The organism is Clostridium isatidis, from assembly GCF_002285495.1.
Lineage (GTDB): Bacteria > Bacillota > Clostridia > Clostridiales > Clostridiaceae > Clostridium > Clostridium isatidis.
This window is the reverse complement of record NZ_CP016786.1, coordinates 1,469,606-1,488,205: the sequence shown is the minus strand read 5'-3', so window position 1 is coordinate 1,488,205 and position 18,600 is coordinate 1,469,606. Positions and strand designations below refer to the sequence as shown.

Annotated in this window: 13 protein-coding genes; 12 read left to right on the top strand and 1 reads right to left on the bottom strand. The window is 26.9% G+C overall.

Features of this window, described 5'->3' with window-relative positions:
- Positions 1 to 5 precede the first annotated feature (5 nt).
- From mgtA to BEN51_RS07035, 10 genes are all read left to right on the top strand, one after another.
- On the top strand, positions 6 to 2,696 hold the full coding sequence (gene mgtA, locus BEN51_RS07080; RefSeq protein ID WP_119865379.1) for a magnesium-translocating P-type ATPase: 2,691 nt from the start codon (positions 6 to 8) through the stop codon (positions 2,694 to 2,696).
- Positions 2,697 to 2,827: 131 nt separating this feature from the next.
- Positions 2,828 to 4,480 (top strand): hydroxylamine reductase, encoded by a 1,653-nt coding sequence (gene hcp / locus BEN51_RS07075; protein ID WP_119865378.1) that lies wholly within the window; start codon positions 2,828 to 2,830, stop codon positions 4,478 to 4,480.
- Between the two features lie 167 nt (positions 4,481 to 4,647).
- Complete coding sequence (ric, locus tag BEN51_RS07070; RefSeq protein ID WP_119865377.1) at positions 4,648 to 5,343, top strand: iron-sulfur cluster repair di-iron protein; 696 nt, start codon at positions 4,648 to 4,650, stop codon at positions 5,341 to 5,343.
- 34 nt (positions 5,344 to 5,377) lie between these two features.
- Complete coding sequence (locus tag BEN51_RS07065) at positions 5,378 to 6,196, top strand: DUF438 domain-containing protein (RefSeq protein WP_119865376.1); 819 nt, start codon at positions 5,378 to 5,380, stop codon at positions 6,194 to 6,196.
- 104 nt (positions 6,197 to 6,300) lie between these two features.
- Entirely contained in the window at positions 6,301 to 7,017 is a 717-nt protein-coding gene (locus tag BEN51_RS07060) for a Crp/Fnr family transcriptional regulator (protein ID WP_119865375.1), read from the top strand.
- A gap of 161 nt (positions 7,018 to 7,178) precedes the next feature.
- A complete protein-coding gene (locus tag BEN51_RS07055) occupies positions 7,179 to 7,979 on the top strand; it encodes a nitroreductase family protein (RefSeq protein ID WP_119865374.1) in 801 nt (266 codons plus the stop codon).
- Between the two features lie 151 nt (positions 7,980 to 8,130).
- Positions 8,131 to 10,392 (top strand): glycogen/starch/alpha-glucan phosphorylase, encoded by a 2,262-nt coding sequence (locus BEN51_RS07050; RefSeq protein WP_119865373.1) that lies wholly within the window; start codon positions 8,131 to 8,133, stop codon positions 10,390 to 10,392.
- A gap of 231 nt (positions 10,393 to 10,623) precedes the next feature.
- Positions 10,624 to 11,028: an Hsp20/alpha crystallin family protein gene (locus BEN51_RS07045; RefSeq protein ID WP_119865372.1), complete on the top strand. Its 405-nt coding sequence runs from the start codon at positions 10,624 to 10,626 to the stop codon at positions 11,026 to 11,028.
- A 163-nt stretch (positions 11,029 to 11,191) separates the two neighbouring features.
- Positions 11,192 to 11,908 carry a response regulator transcription factor gene (locus BEN51_RS07040; RefSeq protein ID WP_119865371.1) on the top strand — a complete coding sequence of 239 codons (717 nt, stop codon included), beginning with the start codon at positions 11,192 to 11,194 and terminating at the stop codon, positions 11,906 to 11,908.
- Positions 11,883 to 14,039 carry a sensor histidine kinase gene (locus BEN51_RS07035; RefSeq protein WP_119865370.1) on the top strand — a complete coding sequence of 719 codons (2,157 nt, stop codon included), beginning with the start codon at positions 11,883 to 11,885 and terminating at the stop codon, positions 14,037 to 14,039. The genes BEN51_RS07040 and BEN51_RS07035 overlap by 26 nt, the downstream gene beginning before the upstream one ends.
- A gap of 137 nt (positions 14,040 to 14,176) precedes the next feature.
- On the opposite strand, the gene BEN51_RS07030 is transcribed toward BEN51_RS07035, so the two are convergent.
- Complete coding sequence (locus BEN51_RS07030; protein ID WP_119865369.1) at positions 14,177 to 14,590, bottom strand: EamA family transporter; 414 nt, start codon at positions 14,588 to 14,590, stop codon at positions 14,177 to 14,179.
- Between the two features lie 221 nt (positions 14,591 to 14,811).
- Here BEN51_RS07030 and BEN51_RS07025 point away from each other — a divergent pair, with 221 nt between their 5' ends.
- Complete coding sequence (locus tag BEN51_RS07025) at positions 14,812 to 16,542, top strand: ABC transporter ATP-binding protein (protein ID WP_119865368.1); 1,731 nt, start codon at positions 14,812 to 14,814, stop codon at positions 16,540 to 16,542.
- Positions 16,535 to 18,364: an ABC transporter ATP-binding protein gene (locus BEN51_RS07020; RefSeq protein WP_119865367.1), complete on the top strand. Its 1,830-nt coding sequence runs from the start codon at positions 16,535 to 16,537 to the stop codon at positions 18,362 to 18,364. The genes BEN51_RS07025 and BEN51_RS07020 overlap by 8 nt, the downstream gene beginning before the upstream one ends.
- The last annotated feature ends 236 nt before the right edge of the window (positions 18,365 to 18,600 follow it).

Below are 18,600 nucleotides of genomic sequence, written 5' to 3'. Positions count from 1 at the left end.
CGGCCATGAGAAAGTTATTTTTTAATAAAGTTATAAAGGAAGAAGTAAAGAAGAAAGGTAATATTAATAATTTATTATTAGTATCAAGATTAACAGAAGAAGGAGTATTAAGAAAATATAATACAAGCTATGAAGGTTATGAAGAAAATGAAATAGAAGAAATTAAGGAAAGATATGGGAAAAATGAGATTAGTTATCAAAAGGGTAAATCTTTAATAAAAAAAATTATTGATGCTTTTATTAATCCATTTTCTATAATTTTATTAGCTTTAGCTGTAATTTCTTATGTAACTGATGTAGCTTTAGTTAAAAGTGATCAAAAAGATTTTACATCAGTTATTATAGTTACAACTATGATATTAGTTAGTGGGGGACTACGATTTATTCAAGAATCTAAGTCTAATAAAGCTGCTGAGCATCTTAGTAAAATTGTTAGAACAACAATAAGTGTAAAGCGTAAAAATGAAGAATTAAAAGAAATACCGGTAAATGAATTGGTAGTTGGTGATATAATTCATATTGCAGCGGGGGATATGATACCTGCTGATGTTAGAATATTAAAAGCAAAGGATTTATTTGTAAGCCAATCCTCATTAACTGGTGAAAGTGAGCCTGTAGAAAAGTATAGTTGGATATCTGATGATAATTGTAAAAATCCCTTGGAGATAAAGAATTTAGCTTTTATGGGAACTAATGTAATTAGTGGATCAGCTGTTGCAATTGTAATTGAAGTTGGTGATAATTCAATTTTTGGTTCTATGGTAAAGAATTTATCAGGGAAAAAAATAGTGACAAGCTTTGAAAAGGGGATAAATTCTGTATCTTGGATATTAATTAAGATTATGTTAATTATGTTACCACTAGTTTTATTTATGAATGGATTTACTAAAGGTGATTGGATGGAAGCTTTCTTATTTGCAATTTCTGTGGCTGTTGGATTAACTCCAGAAATGCTTCCAATGATAGTTTCAGCTAATCTTGCAAAAGGTGCAGTTTCAATGTCCAAGAAAAAAGTAATAGTTAAGGACTTAAATGCAATTCAGAATTTTGGGGCAATGGATGTACTTTGTGCTGATAAGACTGGTACTATTACTAAAGATAAAGTAGTTTTAGAATATTATTTAAATATTCATGGGGAAGAAGATATTAGAGTTTTACGTCATGCTTTTCTAAATAGTTATTATCAAACTGGGCTTAAAAATTTAATAGATAAGGCTATAATTAATCATGTTAATGAATTAGATATTGTTGAATTATGGAGAGATTATAAGAAACTTGATGAAATTCCTTTTGATTTTAATCGTCGTCGTATGAGTGTGGTAGTTGAAAGTATAGGGGGTAAAACTCAACTTATTACAAAAGGCGCAATTGAAGAAATGTTAGAAGTTTGTGCTTTTGTTGAATATAAAGGAGAAATAAAGAAAATAACAGAAGAAATTGAGAAGGAATTATTAGAGAGAGTATCTTATTATAATAAACAAGGAATGAGAATATTAGGTGTTGCTCAAAAAAATAATCCTTCGGAATTTAATGAGTTTTCAGAAAAAGATGAAAGAGATATGGTTTTGATGGGATTTCTAGCATTCCTTGATCCGCCAAAGGAAAGTGCAGAAGATGTAATTAGAACATTAAAAGATTATGGAGTTAATGTAAAAATATTAACTGGAGATAATGATATTGTTACTACAGCAGTTTGCAAACAAGTAGGAATAAAGGCAAATAACTTATTATTGGGGGCAGACATAGATGAAATGTCTGATGAAGAATTAAAGAAAGCAGTTGAAAATTCCAATGTCTTTGCTAAGCTTTCACCAAATCAAAAAACAAGAATTGTAACAGCTCTGAGAGAAAATGGACATGTTGTAGGCTTTATGGGAGATGGAATAAATGATGCTGCTGCAATAACTGAAGCTGATGTAGGAATATCAGTAGATACAGCCGTAGATATTGCAAAAGAATCTGCAGATATAATATTATTGGAAAAGGATTTAATGGTATTAGAAGAGGGAATAATAGAAGGAAGAAAAATTTATGCTAATATAATTAAATATATAAAGATGACAGCAAGTTCAAATTTTGGAAATATATTTTCAGTATTAATAGCGAGTATTTTTTTGCCATTTATTCCAATGCTTCCGCTTCAATTATTAATGTTAAATTTAATTTATGATATTTCTTGCATCACAATTCCTTGGGATAATGTTGATGAAAAATATCTTAAGTTTCCACGTAAATGGGATGCAAGTTCAATCAGTAAATTTATGTTTTGGATGGGACCAATTAGTTCAGTTTTTGATATAATAACTTTTTTATTATTGTACTTTATCATTTGTCCATTTGTATTTGGGGGACCATTCCATATGTTGAATGAAGTTGAACAGATAGGTTTTATAGGACTTTTCCATGCAGGATGGTTTGTTGAATCCTTATGGACACAAACTATGGTTATTCATTTAATTAGAACACCTAAAATACCATTTATTCAAAGCACGGCTTCATGGCAGCTTACAATATTAACATTTTTAGGGATAGCAATAGGGACTATAATTCCTTATACAGTTTTTGGTGAAAGATTAAATATGGTAGCTATGCCTGCAAGCTATTTTATATATTTATTTTTAATAATATTTTTATATTTTATTTCAATAACTGTATTAAAAAGATTATTTATTAAAAGATATGGAGAATTATTATAAGAGAATTTTATTAAGGGACTTTTATAGTCCCTTTTTTATATCATATTTTAGTTATTTATAAAGAAAATAGATATGAATAAACCATTATTGCTCAGGTAATAATATACATGAAAAAAGAAAGGAGATAAAATATGGATAATGCAATGTTTTGTTACCAATGTGAGCAAACCATGGGAGGAAAAGGCTGTACAAAAATGGGTGTATGCGGTAAAACTCCCGAAGTTGCTAATTTGCAAGACTTATTAATATATCAATTAAAGGGGATAGCCTGCTATGCAAAGCCTTTAATTGATAAAGGAGAACTAATAGATAAAACAATAGTTGAGTTTGTAGAAAATTCACTTTTTACAACTTTAACTAATGTTAATTTTGATGTAGAAGTACATATACAACTTCTTAAAGATTCTCAAAAGATAAAGGAAGCCTTAAGAAGTAAAGCACCAAAGGGAGATTATCCAGAAGAAGCAAAATACAATTTAAGTGCAACCAAGCAGCAAATGTTAGAAGATGCAGTTAAAGCTGGATTGATGTATGATAAAGACCTTAATCCAGATATAAGATCTTTAAGACATACAATTTTATATGGTTTAAAAGGTATATCAGCTTATGGACATCAAGCTAGATTTATAAATTTTTATAGCGATCAAGTAGATCAATTTTATTTCCGTGCTTTAGAAGCTATAACTAATGATGATGTTGGGGTAGAAGAATTAATACGATGGACATTGAGAACTGGAGAAATAGCATTGGAAGTTATGAGGGTTCTAGATAATGCTAATACTACTAGATATAGTCATCCTACACCCCACAATGTAAACGTTAATATTAAAAAGGGTCCATTTATTATAGTTTCTGGCCATGATTTAAGAGATTTAGAAATGTTATTAGAACAAACAGACGGAAAAGGAATAAACATTTATACACATGGAGAAATGCTTCCATCTCATGGTTATGAGAAATTAAAGAAATATAAACACTTAGTAGGTAACTATGGTTCAGCTTGGCAAAATCAGCAAAAAGAATTTGATAATATACCTGGATGTATCCTTATGACTACAAACTGTTTAATGAAGCCAAGAGAAAGCTATAAAGATAGAATATTTAGTACTGGAGTTGTAGGCTGGGACGGAGTTATTCATATTGGAAGAGATGAAAATGGATATAAAGATTTTTCCCCTGTAATAGAGAAAGCTCTTGAATTAGGTGGATTTAAGGAAGACGAAGAAGAAAAAGAAATAATGGTGGGTTTTGCTCATAAGGCTACCTTAAGTCATGCAGATAAAATAGTATCTGCAGTAAAAAATGGTGATATAAGACACTTCTTTGTAATAGGAGGTTGTGATGGAGCGAGGCCAGGAAGAAATTACTATACAAAGTTTGCAGAACAAGTCCCAAAGGATTGTATAATATTAACCCTTGCTTGTGGAAAATATAGATTTAATAAATTAGAATTTGGAGAAGTTTGTGGTTTACCAAGATTATTAGATGTTGGTCAATGTAATGATGTTTATTCAGCAGTGAAGATTGCGACTTCTTTAGCAGATGCCTTTGATACAGATGTAAATTCATTACCATTATCAATAGTTTTATCATGGTATGAACAAAAGGCAGTAGCAGACCTTTTAGCTTTATTATCAGTTGGTGTTAAAAATATGTATCTAGGACCATCATTACCAGCCTTTTTATCTCCAAATGTGTTGCAATATTTAGTTGATACTTTTGGTTTAAAACCTATTAGTACACCAGAAGAAGATTTAAAATCTTGTCTTCAACAAATAGTATAACTTATTTAATTTAAATATTAGATGATCAAAAAGAAATACAATTGATTTTACACAATTGTATTTCTTTTTATTTATATCAATAAATTTGACTATAATCACAGTTTTATATGTCAAATGTTTATATAATATACATATAAAGAATAAAGAACTTGTTTGGAGGGTATTATATGAATAAATTAAATGCTAATTTAAGTTTAGGAGAATGCGTAATTATTTATCCTGCTATTGTAGAAAGATTTAATGAAATGAATTTAGATTATTGTTGTGGAGGTAGTCAAAAGTTAGAAGAAGCACTATTAGAAAAGGGAGTTAATGTTGAAAAATTTATAGAAGAAATAAATGAAGAATTTGAAAAGTTTAAATTTAATAATAAAGAATATGTAGATTGGAATGAAAAAACATCTGAAGATTTAATTTATCATATAATTAATACACATCATGCAGCTACATTCCAATTACTAAAGGAAATAGATCCATTACTATTAAAAATATTTAAAGTTCATTTTCATCATATGCCAGAAACACTAATTAAAGTTCATAAGCTTTTTGGACAATTAAAAGCTGAATTAGAAGAACATTTAATAAAAGAAGAGAAAATTCTATTCCCTGCTATGATAGAATTTGAAAATTCAAAAGATGAAGTGAAAAAAGAAGAATTAGCTAAAGAGATAAAGTCCTTTATTGATGAACATGAGGCGGCTGGAGATATACTTAAGGAATTAGCAGAAATTACAGATGATTATAGAATTCCAGAATGGGCATGTACAACATTTAAACTAGTATACTTAAAGATGCATGATCTTGAAAAAGACTTATTTATTCACATTCATAAAGAAAACAATATCTTATTTAAAAGATTTTAGAGAATAATATTATGAATAAAAAAGGAGAATAATTATGGAAAAGAAGAGATTTATATTAGATGGAACTCATAATAGAGCTGTTGATGAAGATAAAATTAAGCAATTAACAACATTTTTATCAAAGTTAAATAAAGAAGGACTAACAGATGAATTAAAGGCAAAAGGCTTAAAATTGGTTAAAGCAATAAGTCCATTAGAACTTTCTATGGCAGAACAATCCTTAATTGATGATGGTATGGATCCAGCAGAATTAAGAACATTATGCGAAATTCATATGATGGTTTTAAAAGATGAGCTTGAAAAATTAAAGAGTAATATAAGCAAGGGGCACCTGTTATTCACAATGGTTGAAGAACATGATTTAATTTTAGGATTTTTAGATGAAATAGAAAAAACCACCAAGGAAATACTATCTATGGATAAGTATGATGCTAACAGAGAAGAATTTAGAAAAATTCCAGAACTAGCGTTAAATTTATTAAATGCAGAACCTCATCATAGAAGAGAAGAAAATGTATTATTCCCAGAAGTTGAAGCAAAGGGAGTAACTGGTCCAACAAGAATAATGAGAATGGAACATGAGGGGTTAAGAAAGAAAAAGAAAGCTTTAAGAGAATTAGGTGATGCAGTAGCCACTATGGATTTTGAAGAATATAAGACTGAATTAAAGAAAATTTCTGGTGAAATTGTATATGAATTAAGAGACCATATTTTTAAAGAAAATTATATACTATACCCAACAGCTTTAGAAACTATAACTAGCGAAGAAAAATGGGCTGAAATGAAGGAAAGATGCGATCTTTTAGGGTATTGTACATTTACACCAAACGAATTAGTTTTTAATATTGAATAATTATAATTAGAATAATTCCTCCTAGCTAATAATATTAATTTTTAAAAATTATATTTTATAGTATAATTAATATTAAATAAAACTATTAGTTAGGGGGAATTGTATTGAGTTGCAATCATTGTTGCGAAAAATGTGCAAGCAGATTATATGCCCATGAAGTACCGATTTTTGAATCTCTTTCTGAAGAAGAATTAGAAAGGGTTATAAATATAAGAAAACATATGTCATTTAAAAAGGGAGAAAGTTTGTTTTTAGAAGGAGATAAGGTATCCAAGCTATTTATAATAAATGAAGGAATGGTTAAAATAACTAAAAGTACAACTAATGGTAAGGAGCAAATTATAAATATTTTAACTGTTGGAGATTTTCTTGGAGAAAGCAATATATTAGGAGATACTCTTGAAAGCAATGTTTCAGCAATTGCCGTTAAAAATACATCAGTATGTACAATTTCAAGAGAAGATTTTAATGAATTATTATTTAAGAATCCAACTATTTCTTTAAAGCTACTTTCAGAATTAAATAAGAGATTAATAGAAGTAGAAAATCTAACAAGTAATTTATCAAATAATAATCCTGAAGCAAGGATATGTTGTATGTTGTTAGAGTTTGCAGATAGATATGGGAAAGAACAAGTAAATGGTAAGGTAGAAATTAAATTACCTCTTAATAGGGAGGAAATGGCTAATTATTGTGGAATTGCAAGAGAAACATTAAGCAGAAAATTAAGTTTATTAGAAAGTGAAGGCATAATTGAGGCTGTAGGAACTAAAAAAATCATAATAAATAATTTAAACTCTTTAGAAGATTATATTATTTAAACTTTACATAAGAACTTTTTAGGGATAAAACTTAAAAAGTTCTTTTTTATTTAATTAAATTTAACTTATTGGTATATTTAATTTTTAATAAACTACTAAAATATCCCTTAATTAAATTATATAATAATTAATATATCAGAATGTAAAGGAGATAAAAATATATGATTTTTGATAAACCCTTATCCGAAATAATAGAAGCAAGATATTCTGTTAGGAACTATGATAAAAAGCCACTATCTGAGGAAATAATTACAAAATTAGAGGATTATATTAGTAAAGTAGAAAATCCCTTTAATAAAAAAATTAGAATAAAATTATTAAAGAAAGAAAATAATGAAGAGAGCATTAAGCTTGGAACTTATGGTGTTATTAAAGGAGCAAATTATTTTCTTGCAGCAGCTTGTAATAAGGAAGAATTTGCTTTTGAAGCTTTAGGCTATACTTTCGAAAAAGTAGTTTTATATTGTACTTCTTTAGGATTAGCTACTGTATGGTTAGGTGGAACTTTTAGTAAGGGGGACTTTGCAAAAGCCATGAATCTTCAAAAAAATGAAGTTTTACCAATAGTTTCGCCTTTGGGCTATGAAGGTGGAAATAAATCTTTAATTGGTTTACTAATAGGAAATCATAAGAATAAGAGAAAAAAGTATTCGGATCTATTTTTTGATAATAATTTTGATAGACCATATTTATTTGAAAATAATGATAAGTATAGTAAGGCTTTTGAAATGGTTAGACTGGCGCCTTCATCAATAAATAGTCAGCCTTGGAGAATTTTAAAGAAAGGGAATATTATTCATATTTATTCAAATGAAAAAACAGATATTAATAAAATAGATATAGGAATTGCTCTATGTCATTTAGATTTGTCTTTGCAAGAATTAGGAGTTATAGGCGAATTTAAATTTATAAATCCTAAAATAAAATCAAAATATAAATATATAGTTTCTTATGTTATATAGAAAATATGATAAAAGTGTTATATAGAAAATATGATAAAAGTTATATTAAAAATATACAAAAATAATTAATAATATACAAATCCGCCTTAAGATAATTGATATTATAAAGCTGTAAGGGTTAATTAATAATATAAAAGGGTGGGATAGATATATGATAGAAAATGATTTAAAAATAATTTTAAAAGAAAGAATTAATAAGACAATAAAAGAAGCAAGTAATGAGGAAATATATTTAGCTTTACTTGAATTAACAAAGAATAAAATTAAAAACACACCTTCTATTAAAGGAAATAAAAAATTATATTATATATCTGCAGAGTTTTTAATAGGAAAATTACTATCAAATAATCTAATAAATTTAGGAATTTATAATGATATAAAAAATATTTTAGAGAAGAATGGCAAAAATTTAAGTGAAATCGAAGAAATTGAATTAGAACCATCATTAGGAAATGGAGGACTAGGAAGGCTTGCAGCTTGTTTTCTAGATTCCATTGCAACTTTAGGCCTTAATGGAGATGGAATAGGATTAAACTATCATTTTGGGTTATTTAAACAAGTATTTAAGGGGAATAAGCAAAAAGAAGAAAAAAATCCTTGGATAACTAAAGAAGGCTGGCTTAACAAGACCAATAAACAATTTGAGGTCTTATTTGGGGGATTTAAGGTTAAGTCAAGATTATATGAAATAGATGTTGTTGGATATAATAATGGCAAAAATAAATTGCACTTATTTGATATAGATACTATTGATGAAAGTATAGTAAATGAGGGAATTAACTTTGATAAAGAAGAAATAAAGAAGAATTTAACTTTATTCTTATATCCAGATGATAGTGATGAGGCAGGACATTTATTAAGAGTCTATCAACAATATTTTATGGTAAGTAATGCAGCTCAATTAATCTTATTAGAAGCAGAAGAAAAGGGTTATGATCTAAGAAATTTACATGAACATGTTACTATACAAATAAATGATACACATCCATCAATGATAATTCCTGAACTAATACGTTTATTAGGAATGAAGGGAATTGGCACAGAGGAAGCTATTAATATAGTTAGTCAAACTTGTGCTTATACAAATCATACAATTTTAGCTGAAGCTTTAGAAAAGTGGCCTATTAAGTATATAGATAAGGTTGCCCCTCAATTAATGCCGATTATAAGAGAATTAGATAATAGGGTAAGAGCTAAATATAGTGATGAAAGAGTTTATATAATTGATAAAGATGAAAGAGTTCATATGGCTCATATGGATATTCATTATGGATTTAGTGTAAATGGTGTTGCAGCATTACACACTGAAATATTGAAGAAAGAAGAATTAAAAGCATTTTACGATATATATCCTGAAAAGTTCAATAATAAAACTAATGGAATAACATTTAGAAGATGGCTTCTTCATTGCAATAATGAATTATCTAATTTTATTTCTGAGTTAATTGGAGATGATTATAAAAAGGATGTAACTAAATTAGAAGATTTGTTAAAATATGTTGATGATAAAGAAGTTTTAAAAAAATTAGATGAAATAAAAACTAATAATAAAATTAAGTTAAAGAAATATTTAAAAGAAACTCAAAATATTGAAATAGATGAAAATTCAATATATGATATTCAAATAAAAAGGCTTCATGAATATAAGAGACAGCAAATGAATGTTTTATATATCATTTATAAATATTTAGAAATTAAAAAGGGAAAACTTCCAGCAAGACCCATTACAGTAATATTTGGTGCAAAGGCAGCTCCAGCTTATATAATAGCTAAAGATATAATACACACAATTTTATGCCTTCAAGAAATAATAGAGAAAGATGAAGAAGTAAATAAGCACTTAAAAGTTGTTATGATAGAAAATTATAATGTAACTAAGGCAGAAAAGTTAATACCTGCTTGTGATGTATCAGAACAAATTTCCCTTGCTTCTAAAGAGGCATCTGGTACAGGAAATATGAAGTTTATGTTAAATGGTGCTTTAACTTTAGGAACAGATGATGGGGCTAATGTTGAAATTCATGAATTAGTTGGTGATGAAAATATTTATATATTTGGAGCATCAAGTAAAGAAGTTATGGAACACTATAAAAACAGAGATTATATATCAAAGGAATATTATGAAAAAGAAAATATTAAAGAATTAGTAGATTTCTTAATAAGCGATAAAATGATTAAAGTTGGAGATAAAGAAAATTTAAATAGACTATATAATGAATTAATAAATAAGGATTGGTTTATGACTTTACTTGATTTAGAAGATTATATAAAAACTAAAGAAAAAGTATTTAAAGACTATGAAAATAGAGAAAGATGGAATAAAAAAGCCTTAATTAATATTGCTAAAGCAGGATATTTCTCATCGGATAGGACAATAGAACAATATAACAAAGAGATATGGAAACTAAACTAATTTAAGGGAGCTGTTTAAGCAGCTCCCTTATTTTTATTGTTTAACTTGAAATACATTTAAAAGAGGTAAAAAAAATTCATTTTGATAAAATATCAAAATATATTATTAAATTTCATGAAATAGGACGATGTAATCAACAATATTGACTTTGACCTTCTTTGACTTTTGGAATATAATATAATTGCAAAAGGAAAATTTAAATTAATAAAAAATTAAAGGAGGTTGTTATTTATGTTTGGATTAATTCCTTATACTTTTGATGAATTCAGAAAAATAGATTCTTTCTTTAATGATGTTTTTGACAAGAAAACTTCAGGAATTAAGGTTGATATTAAAGAAACAGAAAATGAATATCTATTAGAAGCAGAATTACCAGGGTATAATAAAGAAAATATAAATCTTGAATATAAGAATAACTACCTAACACTTTCAGCTGTAAAAGAAGAAATTATAGATAATAGCAGAGGCAATTATATAAGAAAAGAAAGAAGTTATGGCAAGGTATCTAGAACTTTCTATATAGAAAACCTTGATAAAGATAATATTAAAGCAAGGTATAAAGATGGAGTTCTTCAAGTAATTTTACCAAAAATAGAAAAATCAATTGAAGAAAGTTCAAGAATAGAAATTGAATAAAAAAGGTGCACAGTTCTTAGGAGCTGTGCACTTTTTTAGAATTTCTTAAGAATTAAAATTGGCTTTTCTTTAGAATTAATGATTAAAATAAAAGCATAATAAATTTTAAAATATTATTCTAATGTTCTATAATGTTTGTATTACGAGAAAAAAGGAGAGAGTCATGAATACATATAATATTTTAGTTGTTGAGGATGATATTGAGATAGCAAAGGCAGTGGAAATATATTTAAAAAATCAAGGATATAAGGTCTTTGTTGGGCATAATGGAAAGGAAGGGTTTGACATAATAAATAAGGAAACTATTCACTTAGCTATTGTAGATATTATGATGCCAGTTATGGATGGTATACAAATGACAATTAAATTAAGAGAAAAATACGATTTCCCTATAATTATGCTTTCTGCAAAATCAGAAGAGATTGATAAGATAATGGGTCTTAACATAGGAGCAGATGATTATGTAACAAAACCTTTTGCACCTATGGAATTAATAGCTAGGGTAAATTCACATATAAGAAGATATTCAAGATATTTAGAGTTAATAAAGAATAGTGGTAAAGCAGAAGAACATAAAGATGAAGTATTTGCAATAGGGGGATTAGAGTTAAATGTTGATAAGGTGGAGTTAACTGTAGATGATAAAACTGTTAAGCTAACTCCTATTGAATTTAAAATTTTACACTTGCTTATGAAGCATCCAGGAAGAGTATTTTCTTCCGAAGAAATATATGAAAGGGTATGGAACGAAAAAGCAATAAATACAGATACAATAATGGTTCATGTTAGAAATATAAGAGAAAAGATTGAATATGATCCGAAAAATCCAAAATATTTAAAGGTGGTGTGGGGAGTTGGATACAAAATTGAAAAAGTATAATAACTCATATAGGAAACTAGGAATAAGTAGTATAATAATTTTATTAGTAACTATAATATCTATAATAATATTTACTAATTATAATAAAATACATAATTTATCTAAAGAAAATAATGCTTCAAATAATAATTATGAATATATTCAAGATACACTATATCGAAGTAATTTTGTTCTATATAAAATGTTAAAGGAAAATGAGGAAGGGAAACCAATATCTTATGGATCTTTATACGATGAGATTTTAGAAAGTAAATATGAAAATGGAAATCTTATTAAGGAAGGTTCTTTAAGAAGGGCAGAAAATAAGTTAAAAAATATAAAAAATTTAGATTATTTTATAATTAATAAATCTTCAAAGGTTTCTATCACAAATACAGATAAAAAATTAGAAGATTTTATTAATAATGTAGATAATAAAGAGTTAAAAGATTATTATAGATACTATCTTGTTGTTGATTTTTCTTCAGAGGGGAAAAGCAGTGTTTTAAATACTAATAATTATTCTTATAATCAAGATTATTATTATGATAATAATGATAAATTAATAAATGAAGTTTTTAGGATAGATTCAAATATTAAGATAGATAATCCTAAAGATGTAACGATTGTTTATGGAATACCAAAAGTATTAATATACGAAAACGATATTATAGCATATGAAGATAACAAATTTGAGTACAATAAGATTGCAGCTATTTTAATATTTTACATATTTATTGCTTTTTTAGTAATTGGGCTATTAGCTTTATTTATTCCTTATAAAAAAACTATAGAAGATATTATAATTGGAAGATTAATTAATATTCCTTTTGAAATATTAATTACATTACTTGGATTTACAGCAGCCTCAATAGCATTAGCTCCTGAAATATTATATAGAACATTAAATAATAGTTCTATTGTTGATGGATTTGCAACTTTTGGAGTGTCGGAGAACATAGTTAAATTTGCTATAGTTATTTTTAATATTTTATATTGGATGATAATATTTTTAGCATTTTTTATAGGTGTAACTTTAATAAAATATATCTTTGGAAAGGGAATTATTAAATATATTAAGGAAAATACTTTAATTGGAAGAATAACAAGATTTCTAGTTGAAAAATTTAAGAAAATATTGGATAGTTTTGCTAGTATTGATTTTAAAGAAGAAGGAAATAAATATATTTTTAAATTAGTAGGAATTAACTTTATTATAGTAAGTATATGCTGTGTATTATGGTTTGTGGGAGTATTTGGGACTATAGTTTATTCAATTGTTTTATTCTTTATTTTAAGAAAATATTTGTTTGAAATTAAAGAAAAATATAATATTTTATTAAATGCAACAAATAAAATTGCCGAAGGAAATTTAGATGTAGAAATAAAAGAGGATTTAAAAGTTTTTGAACCCTTCAAGGGTGAATTAGTAAAAATTCAAAGGGGCTTTAAAAAGGCAGTAGATGAAGAGTTGAAAAGTCAAAAAATGAAGACTGATTTAATAACTAATGTTTCTCATGATTTAAAAACACCATTAACTTCTATAATAACTTATATCGATTTATTAAAAGATGAAAACACATCAAAGGAAAATAAAAATCAATATATTGATATTATAGATAAAAAAGCCCAAAGACTAAAAATTTTAATTGAAGATTTATTTGAGATGAGTAAGGTATCAAGTAATAATATTTCATTAAATATAATGGATGTAGATATTATTCAGTTAATAAAACAGGCTGAAATTGAATTACAGGATAGAATTAATGAAGCAGGATTAACCATAAAATGGAATATATCCGATGAAAAAATTATACTTTCTTTAGATAGTCAAAAAACTTTTAGGGTATTTGATAACTTATTTAACAACATAATAAAATATTCAATGAAAAATTCAAGAGTATATGTTGATATTAATAATAAGGAAAATGAAGTTGAGATAATATTAAAAAATATTTCTGCAAATGAAATAGATTTTACTGAAGAAGAGATTGTAGAAAGATTCCAAAGAGGAGATAAATCTAGAAGCACAGAAGGTTCTGGTCTTGGTCTTGCTATTGCGAAGAGTTTTGTAGAAGCTCAAGGAGGATGTTTTAAAATAGATTTAGATGGAGATTTATTTAAAGTTATAGTTACATTTAGCTATAGCTAGAGAAAGTCTATCAATTTATAATACTTTTACTAAAAATAAAGTTGTAACTTGAAGTTACAACTTTATTTTTTGAGTTTATTTAAAATTTAACCAATACTTCTGGCTTAGTAGTTCTTTTATTTAATAGGTATAACTTTTTATAGTATTAATACAAAGGTTCCTAAGGTAATTAAAATTCCACCTAGAATAGTATTAGCTGTTACTGTTTCTTTTAATATTAGGAAGGCTAAGACCATGCTTATAACTACACTAAATTTATCTATTGGAACTACTTTAGATGCATCTCCTAATTGTAGTGCCTTAAAATAAAATAACCAGGATAGACCTGTTGCAACACCTGATAGAATAAGAAAAAGCCAGCTTTTTTGAGTTATGTTAGGAATTTCCTTATAACTTCCATTTAAAAATACTATTCCCCAAGCAATTATAATAATTACAACTGTACGAATTGCAGTAGCTAAATTAGAATTAACATTTTGAATTCCGACCTTTGCCAATATTGAGGTTGCAGCTGCAAAAAAAGCAGATAGCAATGCGTAAATAATCCACATAAAAATACTCCTTGTTTTAATTAATATTATTAATATATGTGTAAAAGAATAAAAAAGCTATTTAATTATATAATAAAAATCGCATTATATAAATGATTAATGTTTTCAATAAATAATTGTTTTCAATTAAAAATATTTTGTTGTATAATAAACAAAGGACAAAATCAAATAGTACATTTTTAATTTTTTATAAAAGTAGAAGTACAGGAAAGGAGACATCTTTGAAAAATTTATTAAAGTATTTTAAAGGATCAGCAGTAATATTTGCAATATTAGCACCACTATCAATGATTTTAGAAGTATCTATGGACTTATTGCATCCAACTTTATTATCAAACATTATAGATATTGGTGTTGCAGAAGCTAATATAAATTATATATTAAAAGTTGGAGCTTACATGATAATTGTTTCTATTTTGGCTGTTATTGGTGGGGTGCTATGTTCATTTTTTGCATCTGCAGCTTCAATGAGATTAGCAGAAGACTTAAGAGAGGCTATTTTTAAAAAGGTAAATAGTTTGTCTTTTATGGAGATAGATAAGTTAAAGACTGCCTCACTGATTACTCGATTAACAAATGATGTAACTCAAGTTCAACAAATGTTTAATATGGCATTAAGGGCGGCAGTTAGATCACCTCTTATGGCAATAGGAGGAATTATTATGGCGGTAAGGTTAAGTTTAAATCTCTCCACTATTTTTGCAGTGTCTATACCAATTATAATTATAGGTATAATAATAATTTTAAAAAAATCTATGCCTTTGTTTATTAAAGTTCAAAATAAGCTAGATGATATTAATCTTGTTATGCGTGAAAATATTTTAGGAGTTAGAGTTATTAAATCTTTCAATTTAGAGGAAAAACAAAAGGAAAGGTTCAATAAAAAAAATAAAGAATTAACAGTTAGTAGTATAGCTTCTCAAAATATGAATCTAGTTCTTTCTCCTTTTACACAATTTATTATGAATTTAAGCGTTGTAGTAGTTTTATGGTTTGGAGGAAGGATGGTTTCATATCAAACTTTAGAGCTAGGAAAGATAATGGCCTTTGTAAATTATATGATTCAAATAATGCATTCTACTGTTATGGTTATAAATCTTATGATGAACTTTTCAAGAGCAAAGGCATCAGCTGACAGAATTAATGAAATTTTAAATATGGCTTCCTCAATTAAAGAAAAGGAAGATGCTAAGAAATTAGAAGGATACGATATTGAATTTAGAAATGTGTATTTTAAATTCAATGAGGAAAGCGAAAATGTGTTGGAGGATATATCCTTTAGTATAAAAGAAGGCGAACGTATAGGTATTATAGGCCCAACGGGTTCAGGAAAAAGTACCATAATAAGCTTAATTCCAAGATTATATGATATATATAAGGGAGAAATATTAATTGGCGGAATTAATGTAAAAGAGTTAAAACTAAAAGAATTAAGAGACAATATAGGAATTGTTCTTCAAGAGAGTTTGCTTTTATCAGGAGATATTGAAGGAAATATTAGGTTTGGAAATAATTTTGCAACTTTTAAAGAGATTGAGAAAAGTGCTAAAGATGCCCAAGCTTATGAATTTATAAATAAGAAGAAAAATAAATATAAGGAAAAAGTAGAGCAGAGAGCTAAAAATTTATCTGGAGGTCAAAAACAAAGGCTTTCTATTGCAAGAACTTTAGTTAGAAATCCCAAAATATTAATAATGGATGATGCATCTAGTGCCTTAGATATGAAGACTCAGTCTAAGCTTCATGAAGCAATAAAAAATAGAGATGATGGAGCTACAATTATAACCATAGCTCAAAGAATATCTGCTGTAATGGCTTCAGATAAAATAATTGTATTAGATGAGGGGAGAATATCAGCTATTGGTTCCCATGATGAATTAATTAGAAATAACGAAATATATAGAACTATAGCAGTTTCGCAATTAGGAGAGGAGGTGCTTTCAAATGTCTAATAGCAGAGGATTGCTAATAGGAAATACACCAGGAAGGGGAAGAGTAAATATTAAGGCTGGAAGCAAAGAAAAACTTAATAATCCAATGGAAACAACTAAAAGACTATTAAAATATCTTGGAGATAAAAAATATATTCTAATATTAGCATTAGTGTTTTCAATAGTAACCACTTTAATAACAATACTTGGAACCAAATTAAATGGAGACATTGTAGATAAATATATCGCTGTTAGAGATTTAAATGGTTTAAGCAAAATGTGTATCCTATTAGTTGTTATGTATGTCATATCAAGTGCTTCAGCCTTTTTCCAAAATAGATTAATGGTAAGTATAGCTCAAAATACATCTGCAAGAATAAGAAAAGATCTTTTTGAAAGTATTCAAAAGCTGCCAGTAAATTATTATGATACTCATTCAAGCGGAGATTTAATGAGCCGACTTACAAATGATGTTGATAATATTAATAACACTTTATCACAAAGCATTATTCAGTTTGCTTCGGGTCTTATTAATATAGTAGGTATGATTATTGCAATGTTATTATTAAGTCCAACTTTAACTTTAATTGGATTAATAAGTACTCCTCTTATGTTTATAATAACAAGAACTATTATTAATAAAACTCAGCCGATATTCTTGAGAAGGCAGAAAGAGTTAGGAGAATTAAATGGATATATAGAGGAAATGATATCTAGCCAAAAATTAACCTTTTTATTTGGACAAGAAGAAAAAGTAAGAAAAGAGTTTAGTAATAAAAATAAAGCTTTAACCAAAAGTGCAATAATAGCAGAAGCAATGTCTGGTGCAATGGCTCCAATAATGAATTTCATAAATAATTTTACATACTTTTTACTTGCTGTATCTGGAGGGATATTAATTCTTAAAGATATAAACATTACGGTTGGAACTGTATTTACTTTTATTCTTTATATGAGGAATTTTAATAGGCCTATAAATGAAATTTTAAATATAGGTAATACAATTCAATCAGCTTTAGCAGGAGCTGAAAGAGTTTTTGAAGTTATGGATGAAAAAAAAGAAAAAGATAATAAAAATGCTAAAGAGTTGGAAAAGGTTGAAAGAATTGTTTTGTTAAGAGACATAGAATTTTCATATACTGAAAAGAAAAAAATACTAAAGGGAATAAATATAAAGGCTGAAAAGGGACAGACGATTGCCATAGTAGGGCCAACAGGTTCAGGTAAGACAACTATTATTAATTTATTAAATAGATTTTATGATGTAGATGCTGGAAGTATATTAATAGATGAAGAAAATATAAAGAATTATTCTTTAAAAAGCCTTAGAAAGTCTATAGCTATAGTGTTACAAGATACATTCTTATTTGAAGATACTGTAAGAGAAAATATAAGATATGGAAGATTGGATGCCAGTGATGAAGAAGTAGAAAAGGCAGCAAAATTAGCCAATGCCCATCATTTTATTAAACAGCTTCCAAAAGGATATGATACTGTATTGAGGGATAATGGAAGTAATTTATCTCAAGGACAACGTCAACTTTTAGCGATAGCAAGAGCAATGATATCAAATTGTTCAATTTTAGTATTAGATGAAGCAACATCCTCTATTGATACAAGAACAGAAATTCAGATTCAAGAAGCTTTAAAGAAGCTTATGGAGAATAAAACGACTTTTATAATAGCTCATAGGCTTAGTACAATAAAAAATGCAGATAAGATAATTGCGATAAAAGATGGGAGAATAATAGAAGAGGGAACTCACGATGAATTAATGAAACAGAAAGGTTTTTATTCAGAATTATATAATAGTCAATTTAGTCAGTTTAATTTTAAATTATAAAATTTCAGATTTTTATAAAAATAGTAATTGACAAATAATGTTTTTAGTGGCATAATAATTGAAAATGAACAAATGAATAATGAATGAATAAATATACATCTTTAAAACGATACAGAGATATCGATAAGATTATATAATTGCAATGTTTAAATGTTGGTGCTGCTTTTATGTTTGTCACCTTTATTTTGCATATTTATACCTTGTCGATATCGACAAGGTTTTTTTTTAAAATAAAA